Source organism: Sphingopyxis bauzanensis, assembly GCF_002205675.1.
GTDB lineage: Bacteria > Pseudomonadota > Alphaproteobacteria > Sphingomonadales > Sphingomonadaceae > Sphingopyxis > Sphingopyxis bauzanensis.
On the sequence record NZ_NISK01000003.1, the window covers coordinates 643,435 to 666,938 of the forward strand.

The following is a 23,504-nucleotide window of genomic DNA, read 5'->3' on the forward strand; positions in this document are numbered from 1 at the left end:
CATGGCGCGGTTCATTTTTATCACCGGCGGCGTGGTCTCCTCGCTTGGCAAAGGTTTGATGGCGGCTAGCCTCGCGGCCTTGTTGCAGGCGCGCGGCTATCGCGTCCGGATTCGCAAGTTCGATCCCTATCTGAACGTCGATCCCGGCACGATGTCGCCGTATCAGCATGGCGAAGTCTATGTGACCGACGACGGCGCGGAAACCGACCTTGATCTGGGCCATTACGAGCGCTTCACCGGCGTTGCGGCGCGGCAGAGCGACAATATCACTTCGGGCCGCATCTATCAGCAGATCATCACCAAGGAACGCCGCGGCGATTATCTGGGCGCGACGGTGCAGGTCGTCCCACACGTGACCGATGCGATCAAGGCGTTCGCGCGCGCCGAACTCGACGACCTCGATTTCGTCCTGTGCGAAATCGGCGGCACCGTGGGTGACATCGAATCACTGCCGTTCATCGAAGCGATCCGCCAGCTGCGCAACGAAGAGGGGCGCGACAAGACGCTGTCGGTGCATGTCACTTTGGTGCCGTATATCGCCGCTGCGGGTGAGCTGAAGACCAAGCCGACGCAGCATAGTGTGCGCGAGCTGGCTTCGCTGGGCGTGCAGCCCGAAATCCTGCTCTGTCGCTGCGAACGGCCGCTGCCCGATGGCGAGCGCGCCAAGATCGCGCAATTCTGCAACGTGCGCAAAGAGGCGGTGATCCCGGCGCTCGACGCCGACAGCATCTATTCAGTGCCGGTGCAATATCATGGCGAAGGGCTGGACAATGAAGTGCTGCGGCATTTCGGCCTCGACGATGCGCCCGCGCCCGACCTGTCGCGCTGGTACGACATCATGGACCGCAAGCAGCACCCCGAAGGCGAAGTGACAATCGGCGTCGTCGGCAAATATGTGTCGCTGCCCGATGCCTATAAGTCGCTGAACGAGGCGCTGGTCCATGGCGGCTTGGCGCACCGGGTGAAGGTCAATATCCGCTGGCTCGACGCCGAAATGTTCGAGCGCGATGAGGATCTGGCCGCCAACCTCGAGCCGCTGCATGGTATTTTGGTCCCCGGCGGGTTCGGCGAGCGCGGGTCGGAGGGCAAGATTTCGAGCGTCCGCTTTGCGCGCGAACGGGATGTACCCTTCTTTGGCATCTGCCTGGGCATGCAAATGGCGTGCATCGAGGCGGCGCGGAACACCAGCGGCATTGCGGCGGCGTCGAGCACCGAATTCGGCAAGACTGACGAGCCGGTGGTTGGCCTGATCACCGAATGGATGAGTGCCGAAGGGCTGCAAAAGCGGGGCGCGAATACTGACATGGGCGGCACAATGCGGCTGGGCGCCTATGACGCGAAATTGTCGCCGAACAGCCATGTCGCGGCCGTCTATGGCGCCAACGATATCAGCGAGCGCCACCGCCACCGCTACGAGGTCAACGGTGCCTATCGCGAGCGGCTGGAGAAGGGCGGACTGGTGTTTTCGGGCATGTCGCCCGACGGCATGTTGCCGGAAATCGTTGAGCGGCCTGACCATCCGTGGTTTATCGGGGTGCAGTTCCATCCCGAGCTCAAATCGAAGCCGTTCGACCCGCATCCCTTGTTCGCGGGCTTTATCGAAGCGGCGGTGAAGCAGAGTCGGCTGGTCTGACCGAACGGATAAAGGGGTATCAGGGGCATGGATCACGCAAAACTCGCCGAGTTGCAGAGCCCCGATAGCATTTTTTCAGGGCTGTCGGCCGAAGACTGGGCCGAGATCACCAGCCGCGCGGTGCAGGTCAATTTCGTCAAGGGCAAGGAATTGCTGGTCCAGGGCGACCCGGGCGACATGATGCTGATCCTGACCCAAGGCACGGCGCGCGTGTCGATGCTGACCGGCGGGGGGCGCGAGATCGTGCTGGCCTATGCCGAACCCGGTGCGGTGCTGGGCGAAATTGCGCTGCTCGATGGCGGCGAACGGACCGCATCGGTGACCGCGACTAGCGCGGGGAGCGCATTGCAGCTGGGTCGTAACGCGCTGCGCGATTTTGCCGCGAACCATCCCGATTTTGCCTGGTCGCTGATGCAGCAGCTGGCGCGGCGGCTGCGCACCGCCGACCAGACGATCGAAAGCGACCGCGCCTATGCGTCGGGGCCGCGGTTGGCGCGGTACCTGAAGCGCCTGATCCGCAAGGATGTCGAGGCGTCGCACCGTGTTGAGCTCAGCCAGACAGAGCTGGGCAATTTCGCCGGGATGAGCCGCGAGCATATCAACCGCCAGCTACGCAGCTGGGAGGAATCGGGGGTGATTTCGCTCGAGCAGGGGCGGGTGCGGGTGCTCGATGCCGATATGCTGGAGGATATCAGCGAGAGCGAGGGGTAGCCGTCGTCATCCCCGCGAACCCGAGGCCACCGATGTTATAACTCGGCTGGCGTCGGGCGACGGGTTGTCGTTGGCGAAATCGAGTATCCCCATCAACGACCCGTGAAGGGTAGCATGGATTTCGCCGCGCTTCGCGCCGGGATGCAGAACAATGTTGCCAACGAGTGCGCGAATGTCGCTCGAAGCATCGAGCCGCGTTTCCGGGTCCGCAAGTGTTTCAGTCAGCCGTTCCACCTTGCGCTTGTAGATTTCGGCGATGCCGGGATGGATGTCTGGAACATCCTGCGGCGCCTCTGCAAGGCGCGCGGTGATTTCGGCTTTTTCCCGTTCCAGCTCGCCCATGCGCGTCTTCATGGCGGGCTGGTATAGCCCGTCTTCGATCGCGGCCATGATGCCCGCGACGGCCTTGTCGATCTTCGCGAGTGCGCGGCGATCAGCATCGGCCTCAATCCGCCGCTCGCGGTTCTCGCGGTTGATGTGTGCCGTATAGGCTGCGACCGCCGTCTCGATCTTGTCCGCCGACACGAGCCGCTCGGTCATGCCTGCTAGCGCCCGGCGCTCCAGTTCATCGCGCCGGATCGTCCGACCGTTGGTGCAGGCACGACCGCGATGATGACCGGCGCAGCCATAGCGGTCTCCTACCACGATCGCATAGACACCGCCGCAGACGCCGCATTCAAGGAGCCCCGAGAGAAGATAGGCGGGCCGACGGGCGCCATGCAGCGCGCGCGCCTCTGCCGCTTCCTTGACCCCGGCATGGCGCTCGGCAAGCGCCGCCTGCTGGCGCTTGACCGCTGCCCAGAGGTCATCGCTGACGATGCGAAGCTCTGGAGCCGCGTTCCGCACCCATTCGCCTTCTGGGTTGAGGCGCGTGACGCTCTTGCCTGTGCTGGGGTCTTTCACGCTATGCTTGTGGTTCCAGACGCGAACGCCGACATAAAGCTCGTTGTTGAGGATGCCGGTCCCTCGGCGAATATCACCGCGAATGCTGGTATCGCGCCAAGCCTTGCCCGCTGGCCCCAATATGCCATCGGCATTGAGGTCGCGCGCAATCGCGATCGGGCCCTTGCCCGCCGCGAACTCGCGGAAGATGCGTTCGACGATCAGCGCCTCAGCAGGTTCGATCTCGCGTTCGCCACGCACCAGCTCGCGTTCGCTCGAAAGGCGTCGGATCATGCGATAGCCATAGCCGACGGCCCCCGCCGAGAAGCCCTTCTCGACGCGCCCGCGTAGGCCGCGATGCGTTTTCTTTGCAAGGTCCTTGAGGAACAGCGCGTTCATCGTCCCCTTGAGCCCGACGTGAAGTTCAGAAATCTCACCTTCGGCGAGCGTGACCAGCGGCACACGCGCGAACTGCAAATGCTTGAAGAGCGTCGCGACGTCAGCCTGATCACGCGACACACGATCGAGCGCCTCGGCCAAGACGATATCGAACTTACCCGCCTGTGCGTCGGCGAGCAGCCGCTGGATACCGGGACGCAGGATCATGCTCGCGCCCGAGATCGCGGCATCCTCATAGGCGCCTTCGACCTGCCACCCTTCGCGCAACGCGCGTTCGCGGCAGATACGCTGCTGGTCGGCGATCGAAGCCGAACTTTGTTGATCGGAGGAATAGCGGGCGTACAGCGCGGCGCGGATCATGACATCTTCCTTTGGAGTAGAGGCAAGCGGACACCGGCCCGCTTGCCCCACTATGACAGTCTCGCGCGCCATGCCCTTAGGGTCAACGCTCGCGGGCCTTCGCATATTTACGGAAGATCATTGTCGTTGGCGGCTTTCCGCGCGCGAACATGCTCACGTGCGATGTGCCGCCCGATCGCCTCTGCGATGCGCGTCAAGGCCGCGTCAACGGCGCTAGGAGCAAGTGAGGAAGAGTTGTCATTCGCGGCCGTGAGCGGCCGCGAATGCGGCGCTTCGTCCTTTTTCATACCGGCCCATCGCCAAGGGGCCGATTGTCATTTTCGGCGCGGTAGCCGGGCGGGTCGGCGATCCACCGATTGATGGCCGACTCCCGCCACCCGGCACCATGGACGCTGATCTGCACCTGCGCCGGGAAGGTGCCCTCTGCGATCTTACGGTAGAGGGTCGACCGAGACAGTCCGGTGCGGTTGAGAACGGTCGGAAGGCGGATGATCCTTTCAGAGACGGGCATGGCAATTACTCCATCGGCTAGCGTCGGTTGGGCTCCCCTGGGTGTAGAATTGGCGATCCGAAAAAATCGCGCAAGAGTGCCAAAAATGGTGCCACCTGCCTCTGTCGTATCCTGTCGTTTCCTATCGTTTCTTGTTGTTTCCTAGCGTGCGATTTTTCGGCCGAAATTAATTTCCCATGCTGTCCCAGCCAAGGAGGTAGTGCCATGTTTGGCACTGATCGACAGGGCCGCCCATCTCCAATTTTACCAATTTCGAGTCCCACTTGGCGCCACGACCAGTCGCGGCGTTTGGCCATCTGCAAATTGAGAACACCGACGACGTCAGTTGCGCCAATGCGGCTTTCTGTGATTTTTTTGCGACCGCTGCATCCGCGACGACCGCAGCACCGTAGCTGGGCCGAAATAGAACAAAACACGCTTTCTTCTGTTCAGGAAGAAGGGACGGTCGCGGTCGGATATCTCAACTGGACCCATTCCCTGCTGCTGAAAACATAGTCGTCGCAAACTACAGCAAGGAGCATGAAGGTGAGGAAGAAATACCAACTGCTGATGGGGGCAGGCGTTCTCGCGTCCGCTGGCGCCATTGCCCTGATTTTACCCGGCCAGTTCCTGACGGCGGCCGATCATCTCGATCCACCTGCACTGACCGATCCAGCCGTCGATATGACGCCCGACCGGCCCGCGGATATCGCCGACCTCTACGCATGGCATACAGATTCATCTGTCATCATCGCGCTGACGTTCGCCGGTCCCCAAGCCACGTCGCGGCCTGCCGCTTATGATCGGGATGTGCTTTACACGGTCAATATTTCCAACGCTATGCCCCGCACCACGGCTGATATTCCCATTCGCGTCCGCTTTGGGCCCGGCTCGGGTGATCAAGTTGGTGTCCAAGTCAGTGGATTGCCTGGGGTGACAGGCGATTTGACGGGTTCCGTCGAAACCGACCTGGCCAAAGATGGTGTCCGGGTGCGAGCAGGCTTGTTCGACGATCCCTTTTTCTTCGACTTGCAAGGCTTCCGCGACACGCGCGCGACGGGAACGCTCAGCTTCAACAAGGACCGCGATTTTTTCGCCGGTCAGAATCTTACCGCGATCGTTATGGAGATACCGCGCGACAGGATCGCAAATGGCAGCAATCTGATCGACATCTGGGCGACCACCGCCCGCTTTGGAGGACAGCTGTGATGGACCGGAAAATTCAAATGGCAGCTGCGGCTGCAAAAACTCGCTCTCTGTCTAAAAGAGGGGGCGTAGCCAGTCTGGCTGTGCTCGCCGCCATTGGTCTCGCAGCCTGCAACGATAGGGGCGACAATGGCGCTCCGCCTCCCATAACCGTCACGCCGACACCAAGTCCTGCGCCCACGCCCACACCCGCGCCTACCCCGACACCCACCGGCTTCGATGTAACCGCCTGCCTGAATCAAACGATTCCGGGAACGGGATTCACGGTCGCGCAAGCGGTTGTGCCCGACACATTGACGCTAACGTTGCCGGCGGCGTCAGGGTTTCCGAATGGTCGGCGATTGCCCGATCCGGTCATTGACGTCACGCTTGCCGTCATTTTCCTGGACCTGACGCGGCATAGCCCGGCGCTCTTGGCCGGCTTGCCAGTCAATCCGTCGGCCAATGATCGGCCTTTTCGCACTTCTTTTCCATATCTTGCGCCGCCACAAGGCTCACCGCCGCTGGCAGCGATGGGAGGGACGAGCTTCAATTTCCGGACCGACGGCCCCTCGAGCTATGTACGGGTCGATCGCATGGGGATGCCTGCCGTCGCGACCGCGCTCATCGGATCTTCAGCGAAGACGGCCTATAATGCCGCCGACCCGGTGAATGACGCTAACGGCGATTTTGTCCCCGAACTCACGGCTCAACTCACTGGCTTGACCAATGCGCTGGCGGATGATTTGACGGGGCTTGGCCTGACACCCTGCGCCAGGCCGCGCTGATGCCGCAACCGGCCACGGACATGGGGCCTTGGGCCTCGCAGTCGTGGCGAAATCGTGCCCTGGTCGTTCGGAGACGAATGACCGGGGCACGTCTCCGCCGGGTGTTGGAGACGTGGAACCTGCTTCCGGTCCTGGTCGTGCTGGCGATTGTCGCGGCGGGATTTGCGGGCGACAGATGGCGGGCGGCGCCACCGCCTGAGGCCGCCCCCCTCGACCTCCCGATACCCGCGTTCGGGCCTGCCAATTTCGAGGCCGCATTGGCAGATGCCGATCGCCATATTGAGCTGGGCCGAGAGAAACTACGCCGCGCGCCACGTGACTGGACGAGTCTTGAAGTGCTTGCGAACGGTCTGATGTTACGCGCCCGTCTGACCGGCGATTATAGCGACTGGGCCGAAGCCCGGCGCCTACTCGACGTCGGCATGGCGTTAGCTCCCAAGGCATCCGGACCAGTGGTCGCCAACGCGACGCTGGCGCTGTCCACGCATCGGCTGGCTGTCGCAGAACGCGCGCTGAAAACCATCCAAGGCGCAGCGGTTCCGCCCGATCGCGGCCAGATGGCTGGGATGGCGGGTCTGTCCGGAGACATAGCATTCTACCGGGGCGACATGGCAGATGCTCAGCGCCACTATGCGCGCGGCAGAGACCTCGCAGGAGGTTCCGCCATCGATTTTCGTCTTGCCGTCTTTGCGGCGGCGCAGGCGCGTTTTGCCGATGCCGACGCCGCCATTTGGCGATCGGTGTCCGGCGACCGCCGGCATTCGCCGCAGATGCTGGCCCAGGCTGCGCTGCGTCTTGGCGCGCATGCGCTCTCGCGAGGCGAATGGCAAAGCGCAGAGCTTTGGTTCACGCGCGCCGACGAGCTCTTCCCGGGCTATTGGCTGATTGCCGCCCATCGGGTGCAGGCGCGCGCACTTCGCGGTGATGCGGCCGCTGCCGAGCAGATGGCGGCGATCGCGGCGAACAGCAATAGCGCCGAGGCGATGGACGCGACAGCGATGCTCTTTCGCCAGCGCGGGGATGGTCCGAACAGTCGGCGCTGGTCCGGGCGGGCTGCCGTCGTCTGGAAAGAGCGGCTACGCTTGCTGCCCGAGGCTGCTTATGGCCATGCTGTCGAACATGAACTCGCGTTTGGGGACTCAGCAACGGCTCTCGATCTCGCGCTGCGCAACGTTGCGCAGCGGCCTTATGGCGAGGCGCGCTTGCTCCTTGCCAGCGCGCTTCTGATGAACAATCGGCCCCAGGATGCGCTGGACGAGATCGCTCGCGCCGAAGCGTCAGGTTGGCGCAGTGCACAACTATACGCCCTCAAGGCCGAAGCCGCAGCGCTCGCTGGCCGACCGGAGACGGCCGAGGTTGCCCGCGCGGCGGCCGTGCGCATCAATCCGCAGATATTCCATCCCCGCACGTCGCTGATCTGGTTTTCGCACGGATGACCCGCTTCACCCGCATCACGCTGGCTTGGTTCATCTATTTCGCGACGCTATTAGCTTTGGTTTCGCCCGCGGCGGCGCATCTGACGCCGAATTCGGAGATCGGCCTGACTATTGGCGCCAAAGACGTCCGCGCCGAGATTATCATCCCCCAGAGTGAATATATGGTCGCAACCTCGCATTCGGCGGGCAACGATCGGCAAAGCCTGTCGCGCGCCAAGGCTTATATCGAAGACCGTTTCAAAGCGTTCACGCCGCAAGGAACGCCATGGTCGGTGCAAGTCGATTTTGTCGAGTTTGCGCAGCGCGCGGGTCCGCCGGACTTGCACGCGGTCGCTGTCCTGACCCCTCCGTCCGGGGCATCGCCGCGGAATCTTGTTGCCGAGTGGCACGCCGTCGTCGACGAGCTTCCGAGTCACTTCGCCCTGTTTGTCATCCGGCGCGATATAGCTGGCGTATCGGGCGCGGAACCACAAATCGTCGGCGCCGTGCGGTCAGGCGGCGCACGCATCGTGATCGACGTCGGTGACGCAAGCAAATGGCGCGAGTTTCGCAATACGGTTAAACTCGGTATCGACCACATCATCGGCGGATATGACCATTTGATGTTCTTGCTCGCGCTCTTGCTGCCGGCACCGCTGGCGGCGAGAGCAGGTCGCTGGGCGACCGTTTGCGATTGGCGCAGCAGCGTCCGCCGGATTGTCAGCGTGGTCACCGCTTTTACCATCGGGCATAGTCTGACCTTGATCGGCGCGACAATAGGCGGCTGGAGTTTGCCGGTACAACCGGTTGAAATCGCGATTTCTGTGTCGGTGCTCATATCGGCGGCGCACGCCGTCCGGCCGATTTTCCCGGGCTATGAAGCGGTCGTCGCCGGCATTTTCGGACTGATCCACGGTCTTGCATTTGCCACCTTGATCGCCGGGCTGGATCTGGGCGGCACAGCCGCCCCGCTGGCGTTACTGGGCTTTAGCCTTGGGATAGAACTCGTTCAGCTAGCAATCGTGTTGATTGGGATGCCGACATTATTGCTGTTGGCGCCGTATCCATCTTATCGCCAGATTCGTATCGGCTTGGCCGTTGTCGGCATGGCGGCGGCCGTGGCGTGGCTTCTGGAACGCGCTTTCGGTATTGGCAGCGTTTTCGTCGCGCTATTGGAGAACACGATAATAGCCGTCGCAATTGCGGTTGTGATCATGTCCTTTTTGATCGTCGCCAACCAGTTGTTCTGGCGCCAATTCTCGAGGCTGGGTTCGGCAACATAGGGAAAACGGAAGCCGAGCCCCCCGAGGCATGTTCCGCCCACGTTGAGCTACAGTCCAATGCGACCCAGCCCAAAATTCCTCTAATCAAAGGATGGCCTTTATCGCAGACCCGATCGATCAAGCAGGACTTGCATTCGACTTCGAAAGACCGGCTCGGAAAAGGGGAAAGACTGAAAGAATGCATCTCGCGTTAAAGCGGGGTGTCGCCGTCTGGCGATATCGATCCAAACCTTAGCGCGACCAGTATCACCTATCCCAGCTTGGCAGGCAGCCGCGATGACAGCGATCAGCGCGTGAGCGCCGGGTTCTCGCGCCGCGCGCTCCGCCCAAACAACGGCCAGCACGTCCTCACCTCGCACTAAATGCGATAGTGAGCGGGTCGCAAGCATCGCGTATCGCATTGGGTCAACCGGGCTGAGCGCTAAAGCCTGATCGGCGTGACGAAGGCCGTCATCGCTTCGTGAAAGCAGAGTTTCCGCCCAAGCACGCGCGTAGGTGGCCTGCGCATAGTTGGGGCTCAGCGCGCTCGATCGATCAAGCCAAGCAAGACTTCCCTCCAAATCACCTGAGAGCCAGTACGCTCGCCCCATCGCAAGGTTGGCGAAAGGGTCAAGCGGATCGAGCGCGACAGCCTTCTCGGCTGTATCGCGGGCGGCGGCGGTCGCAGTCGCTCGGTCAGCATAGTTCAGAAAGGCGTCCTGGAAACGGGTGAACGACAGACCAGCGTAGCCGCGGGCGAAGCCCGGCGCATTGGCGATGGCACGAGTGAACAAGGCGGCCGCGGCCGCGTTGTCGCCGGCAGTGAAGCGGAACATCCGCTGCAAGCCGAGGTGGTAGGCCGACCAAGCGTCCAGCGCTTCGCACGAGACAAGGCGCGCCCGGTTGGCCTCGTGGACGGGTATCCGCACCTCAAGCGCTGCTACCACGCAGGCGACGATATTGGCGTGAAGCTCATGGATCGCTCCGACATCGGCGCTGAAGTGCTCCGCCCAGATGACGCCACTGTCATGTGTGTCGCTCAGTTCGACAGCGACGGTAAGTTGTCGACCCGAAGTTTCGATTGTGCCGGACAACACGTATCGGACGCCAAGGATCTGTCCAATTTGCCGGACGTCAAGCGCGAGACGGCCGACGCGAAATGCCGATGCCCGTGCGATGACGAAAAGCCATCGTAGCCGTGCAAGCTCGCGGATGATTTCATGTGGGAGTGCCTCGGCGGCGATAGCAAGCGAGCCTAGGTCACCCAGCGCCAACAACGGCAAGATGGCAATCGAGGGCCGTTCCGGCTCGGTGACAGGCGGCTGCGGCAATGCGGCAGCAGGAATACAGGGCGATGGGAGTTCTTCTACCTTTGCAACAAAGCGGAACCCACGACCATGGACGGTCCGAATGAGCCGCTGCGCATTGCCATCGTCGCCTATCAGACGTCGCACCGATTTGACGCGGCTAGAAATCGCGGAGTCGGAGACAATGCGCCCGTGCCAGACTGCTTCCACGACATCATCCCTGGTCACCAACCGGTGGCGGTTGGCTACCAAGAAAAGTAGGAGAGATAGCACTTGCGGCTCAGCGGCGACCGCATCTCCCCGCTCACGCAACTCAAAGCGCCCCGGATCGAGTTCAAAGGGACCAAAGCGGTACAGCATGACATGTCAGAATAGCACAATTTTACACTTCTGCATGAAATCATCATGCTCTCTGCAAGTTTAGGGTCGAAAAGTACGATACGAAAAGGTCGAAATTTGTAGGAGAAACGCCATGCCACTGGTGACCATTGATGTGATCAAAGACGTCTTTACCCCGGCGCAGAAGAGCGCGCTTATAGATCGCGTAACAGAAGCCATGGTGTCCGTTGAGGGAGAGGCGATGCGCACAGTCACTTGGGTAAGAATCCGCGAGTTTGAACAGGGCGACTGGGCCATCGGCGGCAAGCAGCTTGCTGCCGCCGATATACACGCGATGGCATCATGATATAGAAAGGGTTAGCTTAGATGAACATCTATCTTGCTATGGCATCGCTTGCGGTTCTGTCGGCGCCTACCCCCGCTGCGCTGGCTCAGCCGACCGTCGATTCTCCGCTTGCAATGCGCGCAGGCGATCCCGAACTCCAATGGGGTTCCTGCCCGCCAATCTTCGAAGGCGATTGCGCGATAGCGGTATTGCACGGCAATCCGTCCAAGCCGAATTCGGATGTTTTCCTTAGGATCGGGGGCGGCACATCTTTGCCCGCGCACTATCACACCTCCGCGGAAAGAATGATACTTGTGAGCGGTCGACTATTGGTTGATTATCAAGGTTCTTCGCCGTCCATATTGGAGCCGGGTAGCTATGCATACGGGCCTCCGGGGAGTGTTCACACTGCCGCTTGCTTGGGTACAAAAGCATGTACGCTCTTCATCGCTTTTCAAGGGCCTGTGGACGCCTTGCTTGCCGAGAATGTGGTCGAGTGATGCGGACTGAATGAACTGGACTGCTCACGGGCGAGTTTGGAATCTTGTTATTTCGGTTTTCGCTCTCGAAACCTGCACGAAGTCAAGCGGCAAGGATAACCTGGTTCGCTTTTCCGCCGACCGGCTACACCGCCCGCGGCGGTATCGGTTGCATCGAGCGGTCCGAACGCATCGCCCGCTGTTCGTCCCGGCAGAGGTCGAGGAAGAATCAGAGATGCACCAAGCGGCCTGATCGACTTCCGCAATCATCATTAGGGGAGCGGCTTCGCCCCCTCCCCCAAATTTTTGGCCCGGCGCAAAGCGCCGGGCAATCTGTGCTTGCCAAAGCAAGCGAACTTCCCGAAGATTCTCGGACACATGCGCGCCGACATCGATCACCTTCCTGCCGCGAAGCAGCGCGAGCTTGAGCGCATCGTCGAGATATTGTTCGACGAGTTCGGGCAGGTGACCGAAAACGCGACCGGCCGCCGCAAGGGCGCCCGCATCCTCAAGATCATCCTGTTCGGCAGCCATGCGCGCGGCGATTGGGTCGATGCGCCGTTGTCGGCGAACCAGTATAAATCCGACTATGATATCCTCATCATCGTCAGCCAGAAGGAACTGACCGACCGCGCCGCCTATTGGGCGAAGGCCGAGGAACGGCTGATCCGCTCTTACACGATTGAGAAGATGCTCCGCACGCCGGTTAATTTCATCGTCCATTCGCTGCACGAAGTGAACGACGGGCTCGCGCATGGCCGGGTGTTCTTCATGGAGGTCGCCAAGGATGGCATCGCGTTGTATGAAGCCGATGATCGGGAATTGGCGACGCCGAAGCCGAAAACGCCCAAACAGGCATTGGAAACTGCAAGGGAATATTTCGAGGACGGTTTTCCTTCCGCGATGAAACGGTTCGAGATTGCCAAGTTTGATATTGAACGCGGCTTCCTGAAAGATGCCGCGTTCGACATGCATCAAACGGTCGAACGGTTATATTCGTGCCTATTGCTCACCGCGACATATTACACGCCTTACAACCATAATATCGCCTTCCTGCGGTCTCTTGCCGAAGGGCTTGACCGCCGCCTCTATGGCGTCTGGCCCGAAACCGCACACCGCGAGCGTGCGATGTTTCAGAAACTGAAGGAAGCCTACACCAAGGCGAGATATTCAAAACATTACCGGATCAGCGAAGAGGAGCTGGCGTGGCTCGGCGAACGCGTCGAGGAACTGGGGCGCGTCGTCCATCAGGTCTGCACCGACAAGATCGACGAGCTTAAAGAAGCCGCGCGCAGATAGGCGTGCACGCGCGCGATTAATTTTAGTGTCGGGTTTCGCGTCGCAGGCTGGCAGGTCGGAACGGCAAGAGTGGGGTGGGAAGCGGACGAACAGTTAAGGGGCACGCAGCAAAGCTAACGATAGCGTCCCTCAACGTATTGACGAAGCCGACGAGTCGCCAACGCGGCAGACGTACTCAACTTCCCTTCGCGTCACCCACGATAGCTGAAAGGTCCTTGTCTCTATCACGGCCTTTACGGATCGCCTCAATCGCCCAGCAAAGGCTAAACGCTCCGGTCACCCAGAAGGCCGCCTGATCCAAGTCATTCACAATCTCAAAATGAACCAAGCCCAGCGACAAGAACATTCCGGCCAAGAATAATTGCGTTCGCTCCAAAAAACTCATCTGCGGCGCTCCACCAATGTTTCGCGAAGTATGTCAGACGCCGCTTACGGCTGCAATTGGTCGATTCCGGAACTGCAACTTTTGCCCAAACGCCCCCCGCTACTCGACTTGTTCTGACTCCCAGATTCTGGCATAATCAGAGCCACGGGATGAAGAGACTGGCGGTCATCCCGAGGATAACCCTGCCAGGCATCATGTAGGTTCGGCCATTTCGGTCGGGCAGTTGCTGAACGCCGCAATAGCGGCCCAGCGGACACCGCTTGCACATCCGCGCGACAACGCGCGGACCGTCGCTGTGTGAGCTTACCATGACCACCCCAACGAACGACGTTTACGCGCGCGAAGTCGTGATGGCGCGCGTCGGCCATCTTGTCCGCCGCAAGCAGCGCGAGGTCGAACGGATCACGCGCATCCTGCGCGCCTTCTTCGATTCAAGTCAGGTGCAAGCACCCGAGCCGGGCGAGATCAAACGCATCATCCTGATCGGTCCCTACGCGCGGCGATCTTGGTACGAAGACAGTCGGACGATCGACTTTTCCGATTACGAGTTCTGGATCGTCGTCAACCATCCGCTGTTCACCGACGAGCGCTGCTGGCAACGCGCCCGCGACGTCATCCGCGGCGAACTTGGCGACCGCTGCGCGGTCGATCTGGAGATTTACTCCAAGTCCGACATCCGCATCGCCAAGGCCGAACGCGACACCTTCATCCTCGACCGGATCGAGGCGGGCATCACTCTCTACCGCGAGTCGCGTGATGCGCCGCTTGGTGCGCGCGACGGCAGGAGGGTGCGGCCATGACGCTCCACACGCCTAAGGCGATGCTCCATGCCACGCTCCCCGCCGAACATGCCCGACTGCTGCGCTACTTCAGCCGACGCGTTGGCCGCGAAGCAGCCCCCGATCTGGTGCAGGAGGTGTTCGCACGCATGTTCGGCAGCGGGACGTTGGACCGGATCGACAATCCGCCCGCCTATCTAACCCGGATCGCGCGCAATTTGTTGATCGACCGCTCGCGCCAAAAGAGGCGGGACTGCACCGTCTTCTTTCCGTTCGATGAAAACCGCGACGCCGCGTCGCGCGCTGAACAGACATGGCGGATCGAGGCAGCGGACCTGCTGCGGCTGTACCGGCAGGCGGTTCGCGCCATGCCGCCGAAGACGCGGCGCGTGTTCGTGATGCACCGGCTACGCCGCATGACCTACAAACAGATCGCAGAGCAAATCGGCATCAGCGTAGCAACGGTGGAGTATCACATGATGCGCGCGCTCGCGCGCTGCCGCGCCGCGATTGCGGAGCAACGGTGATGCGCTGGACCATTTGGCGACGGCGCGAACCGCGGCGTCGTCCATTGGCGGCACCAAGCGATGCGCGCATCGCACGGGCCGAGGTCGCCATCGCCGGGTTGCCGGAACTCACGCGCGAGGTGTTCTTCATGCACCGCTTCGAAGATTTGAGCTACGAGCGCATTGCGCGGCGCCTCGACATCGACGTCAAGGAGGTCGAGGGCCATATAGCGGCAACGCTGATCGCACTGCGCCGTGCCTTGAAAGACCTGGACTAGCGGCGCGGCGGATCGAGCGGCGCGGCTGCTGCGGCTTCGCTCTCGAATGCGCGAGCGCCGCGCTTGCGCCAGAGCGCGGCGGCATGGGCGCCGTCATCGCTGCGCAGCTTGTCGGCCATCCAGAGGAGCGCGCCATAGAGCATCGCGCGATTATCGTCGGTCAGATCGACGAGCCCCGCTTTCGCAACGAGGCCGCCGAGTTCGATCAGCTGGCGCGTGCGTTCGCGGCGCTTGATCTGCCATTCGCGCATGCCGGTCCGCGCCTGCGCTGCTTCAAGCCGATGCCGCATTGCGATCAGGCGCCGTGTCGTTCGCTGCGCCGCGATCAGTTCCTGCCGCAGCTTTCCGCGCGCCACGCTGAAAGAAGCCCGCGCCTGCCTTGCGCCAGCCCTCCTTCGCGCTTGTGTCCTTCGTCGCCACCGCACCGAGTAATGCGCCGGTTAGCATGTCGGTGTCGAGTGCATCGGCACCGGTAGCGATGACGAGTTCGCCAAGCTGGCGAACGCGGCGTTCCTTTAGGGTCTTCGCCTTGGCTTCGAGCGCCTTCAGTTCCGAATCGATATCGCGTGGTTTGCGCATGTCGCATCTCCATGACGGGGTGATGCGCCCATCATAGGGATGCGCTTGTCCGTGCGCAGCAAGGTCGTCGGGACAGTCTGGCACAGCCTAGTCCCTCCGCGGATTTTTCCGTGTGAGGGCGCGCTTATACGTCGTGCCGACGTGGCTTTTGAAGTGTAGATGGATTGCCGCAATGGCAATTTTCCATCTCTCGGTCAAAGTCATCAGCCGCGCTGCCGGGCGCAGCGCCGTCGCGGCTGCCGCCTATCGGTCCGCCGAGCGGCTGCATGATGAGCGGCTCGATCGGGCGCATGACTTCACCAACAAATCGGGCGTCGTGCATTCGGAAGTGTTGCTGCCCGCAGGTGCGTCTGAGACGTGGGGCAACCGCGAGCAGCTGTGGAACGATATCGAATCCGCAGAAATCCGCAAGGACGCCCAACTTGCGCGCGAGGTCGAGTTCGCGATCCCGCGCGAGATGAACCAAGCGCAAGGCATCGAACTTGCGCGCGATTTTGTGCAACGCGAGTTTGTCGATCAGGGAATGGTCGCCGACCTCAATGTCCATTGGGACATCGGCGCCGACGGCCTCGCCAAACCGCACGCGCATGTCATGCTGACGATGCGCGAGATCGTCGTCGGCGAGGATGGCGAAGCGGGGTTCGGTCAGAAGGTGCGCGACTGGAACCGAACCGAACTTGTCCAGCAATGGCGCGAGCGTTGGGCGAGCCTTGTCAACGAGCGTCTCGCCGACCTCGACATCGACGCGCGTGTCGATCATCGCAGTCTCGCGGCGCAGGGCATTGAGCTTGAACCCCAGGACAAGATCGGCCCCGCGGCTTCGCGTATGGATGGCCGCGGGTTCGAAGCCGAACGTATTGTCGAGCATCGAGAGATCGCCCAGCGCAATGGCGAGCGGATCATCGCCAACCCGCGTATCGCGCTCGACGCGATCTCGCACGGCCAAGCGACTTTTACCGACCGCGACCTCGCAATGTTCGCGCACCGCAACAGCGACGGGCGCGAGCAATATGATGCTGTCATTGGCGCGGTGCGATCATCGCCCGACCTGATCGCGCTCGGCATGGACGGCCGCGGCGACGACCGGTTCACCTCGCGCGATATGATCGAGACCGAACAGCGACTCGAACTCGCGGCGGATCGGCTCGCCAGGCAGTCCGGCCATGGTCTCCCGGCCGCGTCTTTGCAGAGAGCCGCTGACGCAGCCGGGAGTGTTGGCCTGGTGCTTGGTCGTGAGCAGCAGGCCGCGCTCAAGCATATAACGAGCGGGCAGGATCTCGCAATCGTGGTCGGCTATGCCGGAACCGGCAAGAGTGCGATTCTGGGACAGGCTCGCGGGGCATGGGAGCACGCCGGACTGGAGGTACGCGGCGCCGCGCTGTCGGGCATCGCCGCCGAAGGGCTGGAGAACGGCTCGGGCATCGCGTCGCGCACCATCGCCAGCCTCGAACATGGCTGGGCGCAGGGTCGCGATCTGCTCACGGCGCGTGATGTGCTCGTAATCGACGAAGCGGGCATGGTCGGCACGCGGCAGATGGAGCGTGTGCTGTCGCACGCCGCCGACGTCGGCGCCAAGGTCGTGCTGGTCGGCGATCCGCAGCAGCTGCAATCGATCGAAGCGGGCGCGGCCTTCCGCGCGATCCACGAACGGCATGGCGGTGTCGAGATAACCGAGGTGCGCCGTCAGCAAGCAGATTGGCAGCGCGAGGCGACCCGCGCGCTGGCGACGGGCCGCACCGGCGAGGCGATCCGCGCATACGACGAGGCGCGCATGGTGCACGCCGCCGCTTCGCGCGACGCCGCGCGGACCGAACTGATCGACCGCTGGGATCGCGATCGGCAGGCGCGGCCCGGAGATACGCTGATCATCCTCACCCATAGCAATGACGAGGTGCGCGCGCTCAACGAGGCAGCGCGCGATCGGATGCGCGCGGCGGGCGATCTTGGCGATGATGTCGCGGTGAAAGTGGAGCGCGGTGATCGCATGTTCGCGTCCGGCGACCGCATCATTTTCCTGCGCAACGAACGCAGCCTGGAGGTGAAGAACGGTACGCTTGGGATCGTCGAACAGGTCGATGCGCACAGCATGACCGTTCGCACCGGTGACGGGCGTTCGGTGGTGTTCGACCTCAAAGATTATGCCCATGTCGATCATGGCTTTGCGGCGACGATCCACAAGGCGCAGGGCATGACGGTCGATCGCACCCATGTGCTCGCCACGCCAGGTATGGACAGCCACTCGGCCTATGTTGGACTGTCGCGTCACCGCGGCGGCGTCGATGTTCATTATGGCCGCGATGACTTCAAGGATCAGGGCAAATTGATCCGCACGCTGTCGCGCGAGCGCGCCAAGGACATGGCGCAGGATTACGCCAAGGCCGATCCGGCGCGATCCTACGCCGAGCAGCGCGGGATAGCCTTGCGCGAGCGGATCGTCGAAACCGCGAAAAAGCTTCCCGACAACCTGTCCCGAGCGGGTCGAGGGATCGCCCGGCAAGTCCCCGAGAAGGCGCGCAGCATCTTTGCCGGGTTCAAGCCGACTGTGAAGCGGGCGAGCATCGAACCGCGCGATCCATCGCGAACCACCGACACGCGGCGCGCGGTCGAACGCTATGCCCGCGCGCAAGCCGATATCGATCGCATGCACGCCAAAGACCTCCCGGTGCTGCGCCACCAGCGCGATGCGCTCGCGCGCGCTGGCGATGCGCTGGGCGCGATCGGTCCGCATGCGCGGGGCGATCTGGCGTCGGCGTTCGAGCGTCAACCCGAGCTGGTTGCGCGAGCGGTAGCTGGCAACAGCAAGGCCGCGATCCGCGCGATGAACCATGAAGCCGACATCCGTATCGACCCTGCCAAACGCGCCGATCGCTTCGTCGATGACTGGCAGAAGCTCCAGCAACAGCGCAGCCGGTCACTGTCGCGCGGCGAACAGCGCGCCGCGAGCCGGTTCGCTGGCGAGATGGGCGCGATGGCGAAGAGTCTCGAGCGCGATGCGCAGGTCGAATCAATCCTGCGTGGTCGCAAAGCGGCGCTCGGCATCGACGCACACTCGGTTCGATCGGTCGGGCAAGAGCTGGCAGCGATCGCCGACCTCGGTGGAGGGCGATCGCGCGGCATCGGTATCGGAATGTAGGAGAATAACATGAATGACGAAGAACTCGAACCCGAAGACCCCGCAGCCGCGGCATTTGCGCGGCTTGAAGGTGAAGTCGCGCTCGTGCGACGGGCGGTTCAGCAGCTAGCCGCCGAAAAGTCGGAAATCCGGATTCCCGACTACAGCCTCACGCTCGGCGAACTATCGACAAACTTGGAATCCGCCGGACATACATTGGTGGAAATCCTCGCCAAACCCGCAATGGAGATGACCCCCGAAGATATGGCGCGGCGGATCGATCGCGTTGCGCAGGAAGCGCGCCAGCGCAACGAGGGATGGATGCGCAAGGCGCACGATCGCTATGATGATGCCATTCATGACCTGCGCGGTGTTACCGCGACGCTGCGTTCGACGCATGAGCAGCGCCTCCATCTCGTCTGGGCGGCAAGCGGAGGGATTGTCGCAGGATGCTTGCTCTGGTCGATCCTACCGGGCGCTTTTGCGAGGGCGCTGCCCGAGCGGTGGCAGCTGCCCGAACGGATGGCGGCGCATATCGTCGGCGCGCCGACGATATGGGAGGGAGGCGTCAGGCTCATGCAGGTTGGTAGTCCAGAAGCTTACCGGGCCATATCGGCCGCTGCCGTAATGCGCCGAGATAATAGGGAGAAAATCGCCGCCTGCGAAAAAGCTGCTCTCGAAACTAAGAAGCAGGTCCGCTGCACCATCAAGGTCGGGCATCCGCAAATTTGATGGCTCTACCGCCAACCAAGCCAGATGGACCAAACCCATCAGCGTGGTCGCATTTCCCGGCACCGCAAGACCGACGCTCGCAAGGTTTTCACTGATCGTCGTTTCTGCAATTGGCTATGTCACCGCGAGGGGCGATCAGGGATTAGTCAACGCCCCCGACAGGCAGGTAACATTGATCTGTCGACGACTGTCGGCCGAAACCTCGATCATCAGTCGTAAGCAACTGGCCCCTGCGGTTCGACTGCCGTTTCGGGCGCACATGTTTCGGTCTGCTGAGCTGTAGGCGAAGGCGCGTGGCGCGCGACTTCATCGCCATTCTGTGGGACCTGCGGATTTTCCGCGCAACCTGCGACGCACATGATTGCGATGGGTGCTAAAACTCTCAAAATCGCGATTTCCTTCCCTTTTCGACTGCGCTCCCGCTCCAAACGCAATCCTTTTCAGATAGCCGCCAATTTCCGATGCCCAATCAATCGGTAGGTTGCGGCCGTCCAGAAAGGCGGCAACCGAAATGTCGGACGCTTTCGAGTTCCGGGACGGCGAAGGACGGTCGCAAATCCACGCCGGCTTCCCCACGTCGCACCCAGCGAATGATGCCGCTTCGCTGGAGTCCATCTCTCAGCGCCAGGTCAATGCGGTCACCGACATTCACCAGTCCGGCGTTGGCAATTGTCGCACCGTCCCGCGACAGCGACGTGACGTCAACTTTCACCCACCGCGCTCCCAACAGCAATTGCCCCGGGCAGGATACGGTCAATCGCAATGGACGATAATGCTCCGACTCCTGTTCTGCGATAAGCTGAGCCATCACGTCTCCGTGCCTAATCGGGCGATCAAACGCGACCCCGCATCGCCCATCGCCGGACCAGACAACCCGGCCCCTAAGGCGGATGGTGTCGGATAGGCTGATCAGAAGCCTCTCGTTCGGCCGCACCGACACGGCGACATCGAACATCATTCCGCGGTCGTACATGCTGCGGACCGGCCACAGGCCGCAGTCGGTTGACCGTTCGACCTTGACGAGGCGGTAAAAGATTCGCTGCGAGCTGATCGCCTCCCGCTTATGATCATCAGCTCGCGTCCTATTCTCACAAGGCCGCGATTCACTAGAACTGTTCATTCGCCATCCGACCTGCGACAGTCCCCGCGCATGAAGCGGGGCTGCTGCGTTCCCGCGTTAAAGATCGACGCGCTATCGCAGCGCCGCTGAAGCGACTATCTTTGAGCACCATATCCTTTACCGGCTGCGCGGGATTTGCCATTTCAGTCTGATGGCTCGTTCTTCAGCGGGCTGATCGAGCGTCTCGCCTTCGATCGACGCCACCAACGCATCAAGCGGTCGATCCGAACTCACAGCGGCATATCCGCTTTCCCGGCGCGGGGCATTTGCAATGGCAGTTATCTTCCAATCTCCGCCGTCCTTGCACGCGAAGAGGTGCCGATCCTGTTCGGTGCCCGCGGCGTCCACGATCGCTTCCCGGCAGAATGAGCCCGAGGCCTTTAGCAAACTGAGCTGGACGTCGAGACGATGGTCCGCATCGATACGAACCGCCACACCGCCTCGCGCCTTGTCCAGAGCCCCGGACAAGTCGGCTGATGCCACAAGTTGACCATCCTGGAGATTAATCAGCGATTGCGACGACGGGGCGCTGCCAATATATAATCCAATGGCCACCGACGCGGCCATTGACGCACCGATCGCCCACCGCGAATATGTTGACGTGCGCGAGCGGCGTTGCTCGGCGAGGCTCGTGACATGTCCCGCCGACGACGCAAACGCCGCGTGATCGATCATGGCGATCCAGGCGTCGGGGATCGGCTCCTTGAGATCATCGGCAAAGCTTTCACGCGCCGCGTCAGCTAACAATATCTGTCGGATCAACTGTTCCGCGACACGCGGATCCGAACAGGCGAGCTCTCTGACACGTTCTCGATCGGTCGACGACAGCGACCCATCGAGGAACGCGAGCAACATTTCTGGCGTCACTGACATCCGAACACCTTTTCTGTAAGCATCGCGCGCGCGCGGGATAATCTGCTCATGACCGTGCCAATTGGGAGCCCGAGTGTTTCGGATGCATCCTGATATGACAGGCCATCCACCAGAACGAGCATGACGACCGCACGCTGATCGTCAGGAAGTTCCTCGATCGCCCGTCGCGTCGCCGCGAGATCGATCCGCATCTCCGCAACCTCGCGTCCATCTTCGCCCACCAGATTTTCGAGCGCATCTTCCGGCACGGCAATTCCTTTCGCTCGTTCGGTCCGGAGCGTGTCGATCCAGATATTCTGAGCTATTCTGTACATCCAACTGTCGAGCCTTGTTCCCGGCCTGAAACTGTCGATGCTCGCGAGCGCCTTTGCCACCGTTGACTGAGCGAGGTCGTCCCCAACATCCTCGTCGCCCGCAGCAAGCGAACGCGTGAACCGCCGCAAACGCGGCAGAAACGCGATCAACTCCCTTCGCAAATCGGCATCAAGCGTGCTATTAGATTTCATCAACCATTTTCCTAAACAACGGTTCGGCGAATACATTATTCCGTCACGTCAGGAATATTCTGCCGTCAACAAAGTTATAATTAACGGAGCCGCCGTCGATGTGGCTTCCTCGGAAACGGAGCGAATGAATGCGGTCGAAAGCAAGCCATATGAGGACGTATTTGCTCGCCGCCATTGTGTTCGCGACCTTTACCGCGGCTTCCTACGTCAAGGCCAGCGACGAAGTTGAGGAACCGTCCGACGACGTGGGGGACGATGCCGACGACGCTGCCGACGACGCGACTGATGATGCGAGCGAGGATGCCGCGGATGAGGCAGCCGATGACGCCGCTGATGCTGCTGCTGATGACGCAGACGATCCCGGCGAGGATGCGGCGGATGAGGCGGGTGATGCCGGGGAGGATGCAGCGGAAGACGCCGCAGAGGATGCGATCGACCCTTCGTCCGACGACGATATGGACGATATGGACGATTCGCTCGGTGACGCTGCCGATGACGACGAAGCGGCATCCGACATCGAAGGTATCGATGCGACCGAAGACGATGCGGCCGACGAACCGGTCGAGCTTGAGCAGGACGACGAAGCGGCCTCTGAAAATGAGGACGATAGCGACGTCTCCGAGAGTGCGGAATCGAATGCAGGTGACGAGCCAGGCGAACTCAACATCGACGCCGATAGCGGCCCGCGCCCAGGCTCGCCATCGCTGGAAGCCACCAAGGGCGATAGCGTCGATCCGTTCCATATCGAAATCGACGAGAACGGTGATGAAGTCGTTGCCGACGAAGTCTTGGCCCTGGTTTCCGATGCCGACGAACTCCTAGCTCTTCAAGAAGCCGGTTTCGAATCAAGGATCATAGAACTGCTACCGACATTGGGATTGCAGCTTGTCAGCATAAAGGTGCAACCGTCGCAGGCGCGGCAGGTCATAGAACGCCTGAAAAGCGCCGCGCCGAAAATTATGGTTACGCGGAACCATCTGTTTGCAGCAGGCGCCATCGGAACGGCTGCCCCGCAACGGTCGAATATCAGGCGGAATACGGATCGTCGCGGCACCGTCGGTCTCATCGATGGCACGGTCAATCGCAGCTTATTCGACAGTTCGCTTGAGATGCGAACCGCCAATTTCGGATGGGAGAATAGCGCCATGGGCCATGGAACGGCTGTCGCTAGTCGGCTGTCGGACGCTGGCGTCAGACGAGTTTACTCTGCAAACATCTTTCACGGCCGCCGAGCGCCGGCGGTCGCACTTCTTCGTGCGCTCGAATGGATGGCGTATGAAAAGGTCCCGGTTATCAACATCAGCCTTGCCGGCCCGGAAAATCAGCTGGTGAACCGCGCGATAAAGATTCTGGTCGATCGAGGTCACGCGGTCGTTGCGGCCGTCGGCAACAACGGCCCCGCTTCGCCGCCGCTCTTTCCTGCCGCGGTGCCGGGCGTCGTTGCGGTTACCGCAGTCGATCGCCAGGGCCGAATTTATCGCCGCGCCGTTCATGGCGCCCATATTGCCTTTGCTGCTCCGGGGGTCGATGTTCCGACCATCGACGGTGATGGTGCTACGCGCTCCTCAAGCGGAACGTCATTTGCAGCGCCGGTCGTGAGCGCTCGTGTCGCGCGCATCCTTGCCGTGCCGGACGTCAAACAGCGGAACCGCGCGATCACGGATATTGCGAAAGTGGCGCTGGATCGAGGCAAGCCTGGCCGGGATCCGGTCTTTGGACACGGCATTATCGGCTTGCGCTGAGCCGAGGTCGCCAGTTTT

Annotated in this window: 24 protein-coding genes; 15 read left to right on the top strand and 9 right to left on the bottom strand. The window is 61.7% G+C overall.

The features are described from left to right. The first annotated feature begins 1 nt into the window (after position 1). Positions 2 to 1,633, top strand: coding sequence for a CTP synthase (locus tag CDQ92_RS14485; protein WP_088442050.1), 1,632 nt, complete (start codon positions 2 to 4; stop codon positions 1,631 to 1,633). Between the two features lie 27 nt (positions 1,634 to 1,660). Further along, the gene (locus CDQ92_RS14490) at positions 1,661 to 2,344 is read left to right on the top strand and encodes a Crp/Fnr family transcriptional regulator (RefSeq protein ID WP_088442051.1); all 684 of its coding nucleotides are present in this window, start codon (positions 1,661 to 1,663) and stop codon (positions 2,342 to 2,344) included. Between the two features lie 6 nt (positions 2,345 to 2,350). Here the strand turns inward: CDQ92_RS14490 and CDQ92_RS14495 are convergent, their stop codons facing one another. Then, entirely contained in the window at positions 2,351 to 3,985 is a 1,635-nt protein-coding gene (locus CDQ92_RS14495) for a recombinase family protein (RefSeq protein ID WP_088442052.1), read from the bottom strand. Positions 3,986 to 4,268: 283 nt separating this feature from the next. Continuing rightward, entirely contained in the window at positions 4,269 to 4,496 is a 228-nt protein-coding gene (locus CDQ92_RS14505) for a helix-turn-helix transcriptional regulator (RefSeq protein WP_088442054.1), read from the bottom strand. A gap of 525 nt (positions 4,497 to 5,021) precedes the next feature. On the opposite strand from CDQ92_RS14505, the gene CDQ92_RS14510 reads away from it, so the two are divergent. The 4 genes from CDQ92_RS14510 (at position 5,022) to CDQ92_RS14525 (ending at position 9,146) form a co-directional block, all read left to right on the top strand. Then, on the top strand, positions 5,022 to 5,684 hold the full coding sequence (locus CDQ92_RS14510) for a DUF4331 family protein (RefSeq protein ID WP_229667355.1): 663 nt from the start codon (positions 5,022 to 5,024) through the stop codon (positions 5,682 to 5,684). Beyond that, positions 5,684 to 6,448: a DUF4331 family protein gene (locus tag CDQ92_RS14515; protein WP_229667358.1), complete on the top strand. Its 765-nt coding sequence runs from the start codon at positions 5,684 to 5,686 to the stop codon at positions 6,446 to 6,448. Before CDQ92_RS14510 ends, CDQ92_RS14515 begins: the two co-directional genes overlap by 1 nt. Positions 6,449 to 6,525: 77 nt before the next feature. Next, positions 6,526 to 7,884, top strand: a complete 1,359-nt coding sequence (locus tag CDQ92_RS14520; RefSeq protein ID WP_088442055.1) for a hypothetical protein — start codon at positions 6,526 to 6,528, stop codon at positions 7,882 to 7,884. 320 nt (positions 7,885 to 8,204) lie between these two features. Beyond that, entirely contained in the window at positions 8,205 to 9,146 is a 942-nt protein-coding gene (locus CDQ92_RS14525) for a HupE/UreJ family protein (RefSeq protein ID WP_158213857.1), read from the top strand. Between the two features lie 98 nt (positions 9,147 to 9,244). Here the strand turns inward: CDQ92_RS14525 and CDQ92_RS14530 are convergent, their stop codons facing one another. Continuing rightward, on the bottom strand, positions 9,245 to 10,792 hold the full coding sequence (locus CDQ92_RS14530; protein ID WP_088442057.1) for a winged helix-turn-helix domain-containing protein: 1,548 nt from the start codon (positions 10,790 to 10,792) through the stop codon (positions 9,245 to 9,247). Between the two features lie 112 nt (positions 10,793 to 10,904). Between CDQ92_RS14530 and CDQ92_RS14535 the strand changes: the two genes are divergently transcribed. From CDQ92_RS14535 to CDQ92_RS14545, 3 genes are all read left to right on the top strand, one after another. After that, positions 10,905 to 11,117, top strand: coding sequence for a tautomerase family protein (locus CDQ92_RS14535; RefSeq protein ID WP_088442058.1), 213 nt, complete (start codon positions 10,905 to 10,907; stop codon positions 11,115 to 11,117). A gap of 20 nt (positions 11,118 to 11,137) precedes the next feature. Beyond that, positions 11,138 to 11,596, top strand: a complete 459-nt coding sequence (locus tag CDQ92_RS14540; RefSeq protein WP_088442059.1) for a cupin domain-containing protein — start codon at positions 11,138 to 11,140, stop codon at positions 11,594 to 11,596. Between the two features lie 357 nt (positions 11,597 to 11,953). Further along, complete coding sequence (locus CDQ92_RS14545; protein ID WP_088442272.1) at positions 11,954 to 12,874, top strand: nucleotidyltransferase and HEPN domain-containing protein; 921 nt, start codon at positions 11,954 to 11,956, stop codon at positions 12,872 to 12,874. 175 nt (positions 12,875 to 13,049) lie between these two features. Here CDQ92_RS14545 and CDQ92_RS14550 read toward each other — a convergent pair whose 3' ends face one another. Then, a complete protein-coding gene (locus CDQ92_RS14550; RefSeq protein WP_088442060.1) occupies positions 13,050 to 13,259 on the bottom strand; it encodes a hypothetical protein in 210 nt (69 codons plus the stop codon). A gap of 308 nt (positions 13,260 to 13,567) precedes the next feature. On the opposite strand from CDQ92_RS14550, the gene CDQ92_RS14555 reads away from it, so the two are divergent. From CDQ92_RS14555 to CDQ92_RS14565, 3 genes are read left to right on the top strand one after another with little or no spacing between them, the layout of a single operon-like run. After that, positions 13,568 to 14,059 carry a hypothetical protein gene (locus tag CDQ92_RS14555; RefSeq protein ID WP_229667360.1) on the top strand — a complete coding sequence of 164 codons (492 nt, stop codon included), beginning with the start codon at positions 13,568 to 13,570 and terminating at the stop codon, positions 14,057 to 14,059. Continuing rightward, positions 14,056 to 14,565, top strand: a complete 510-nt coding sequence (locus CDQ92_RS14560; protein ID WP_229667362.1) for a sigma-70 family RNA polymerase sigma factor — start codon at positions 14,056 to 14,058, stop codon at positions 14,563 to 14,565. Before CDQ92_RS14555 ends, CDQ92_RS14560 begins: the two co-directional genes overlap by 4 nt. Continuing rightward, positions 14,565 to 14,822, top strand: coding sequence for a sigma factor-like helix-turn-helix DNA-binding protein (locus CDQ92_RS14565; RefSeq protein WP_088442061.1), 258 nt, complete (start codon positions 14,565 to 14,567; stop codon positions 14,820 to 14,822). Before CDQ92_RS14560 ends, CDQ92_RS14565 begins: the two co-directional genes overlap by 1 nt. Here CDQ92_RS14565 and CDQ92_RS14570 read toward each other — a convergent pair. After that, positions 14,819 to 15,073 (bottom strand): conjugal transfer protein TraD, encoded by a 255-nt coding sequence (locus CDQ92_RS14570; RefSeq protein ID WP_088442275.1) that lies wholly within the window; start codon positions 15,071 to 15,073, stop codon positions 14,819 to 14,821. The two genes, CDQ92_RS14565 and CDQ92_RS14570, sit on opposite strands and share 4 nt — an antisense overlap. Positions 15,074 to 15,095: 22 nt before the next feature. Beyond that, positions 15,096 to 15,401 (bottom strand): conjugal transfer protein TraD, encoded by a 306-nt coding sequence (locus CDQ92_RS14575; RefSeq protein WP_088442062.1) that lies wholly within the window; start codon positions 15,399 to 15,401, stop codon positions 15,096 to 15,098. Positions 15,402 to 15,573: 172 nt separating this feature from the next. Between CDQ92_RS14575 and traA the strand changes: the two genes are divergently transcribed. Both traA and CDQ92_RS14585 read left to right on the top strand, forming a co-directional pair. Further along, positions 15,574 to 18,534, top strand: a complete 2,961-nt coding sequence (traA, locus tag CDQ92_RS14580; RefSeq protein ID WP_088442063.1) for a Ti-type conjugative transfer relaxase TraA — start codon at positions 15,574 to 15,576, stop codon at positions 18,532 to 18,534. A gap of 9 nt (positions 18,535 to 18,543) precedes the next feature. Continuing rightward, positions 18,544 to 19,245 carry a DUF6118 family protein gene (locus tag CDQ92_RS14585; RefSeq protein WP_088442064.1) on the top strand — a complete coding sequence of 234 codons (702 nt, stop codon included), beginning with the start codon at positions 18,544 to 18,546 and terminating at the stop codon, positions 19,243 to 19,245. A gap of 469 nt (positions 19,246 to 19,714) precedes the next feature. Here CDQ92_RS14585 and CDQ92_RS20915 read toward each other — a convergent pair whose 3' ends face one another. The 3 genes from CDQ92_RS20915 to CDQ92_RS14600 all read right to left on the bottom strand — a co-directional run bounded on the left by CDQ92_RS20915 (position 19,715) and on the right by CDQ92_RS14600 (position 21,780). Next, positions 19,715 to 20,053, bottom strand: a complete 339-nt coding sequence (locus CDQ92_RS20915) for a hypothetical protein (protein WP_144035791.1) — start codon at positions 20,051 to 20,053, stop codon at positions 19,715 to 19,717. 429 nt (positions 20,054 to 20,482) lie between these two features. Next, positions 20,483 to 21,238, bottom strand: coding sequence for an anti-sigma factor (locus tag CDQ92_RS14595; protein WP_158213858.1), 756 nt, complete (start codon positions 21,236 to 21,238; stop codon positions 20,483 to 20,485). Then, entirely contained in the window at positions 21,229 to 21,780 is a 552-nt protein-coding gene (locus tag CDQ92_RS14600; protein ID WP_308423614.1) for an RNA polymerase sigma factor, read from the bottom strand. Before CDQ92_RS14600 ends, CDQ92_RS14595 begins: the two co-directional genes overlap by 10 nt. Positions 21,781 to 22,199: 419 nt before the next feature. On the opposite strand from CDQ92_RS14600, the gene CDQ92_RS14605 reads away from it, so the two are divergent. Beyond that, on the top strand, positions 22,200 to 23,486 hold the full coding sequence (locus CDQ92_RS14605) for a S8 family serine peptidase (RefSeq protein ID WP_144035792.1): 1,287 nt from the start codon (positions 22,200 to 22,202) through the stop codon (positions 23,484 to 23,486). Positions 23,487 to 23,504 lie beyond the last annotated feature (18 nt).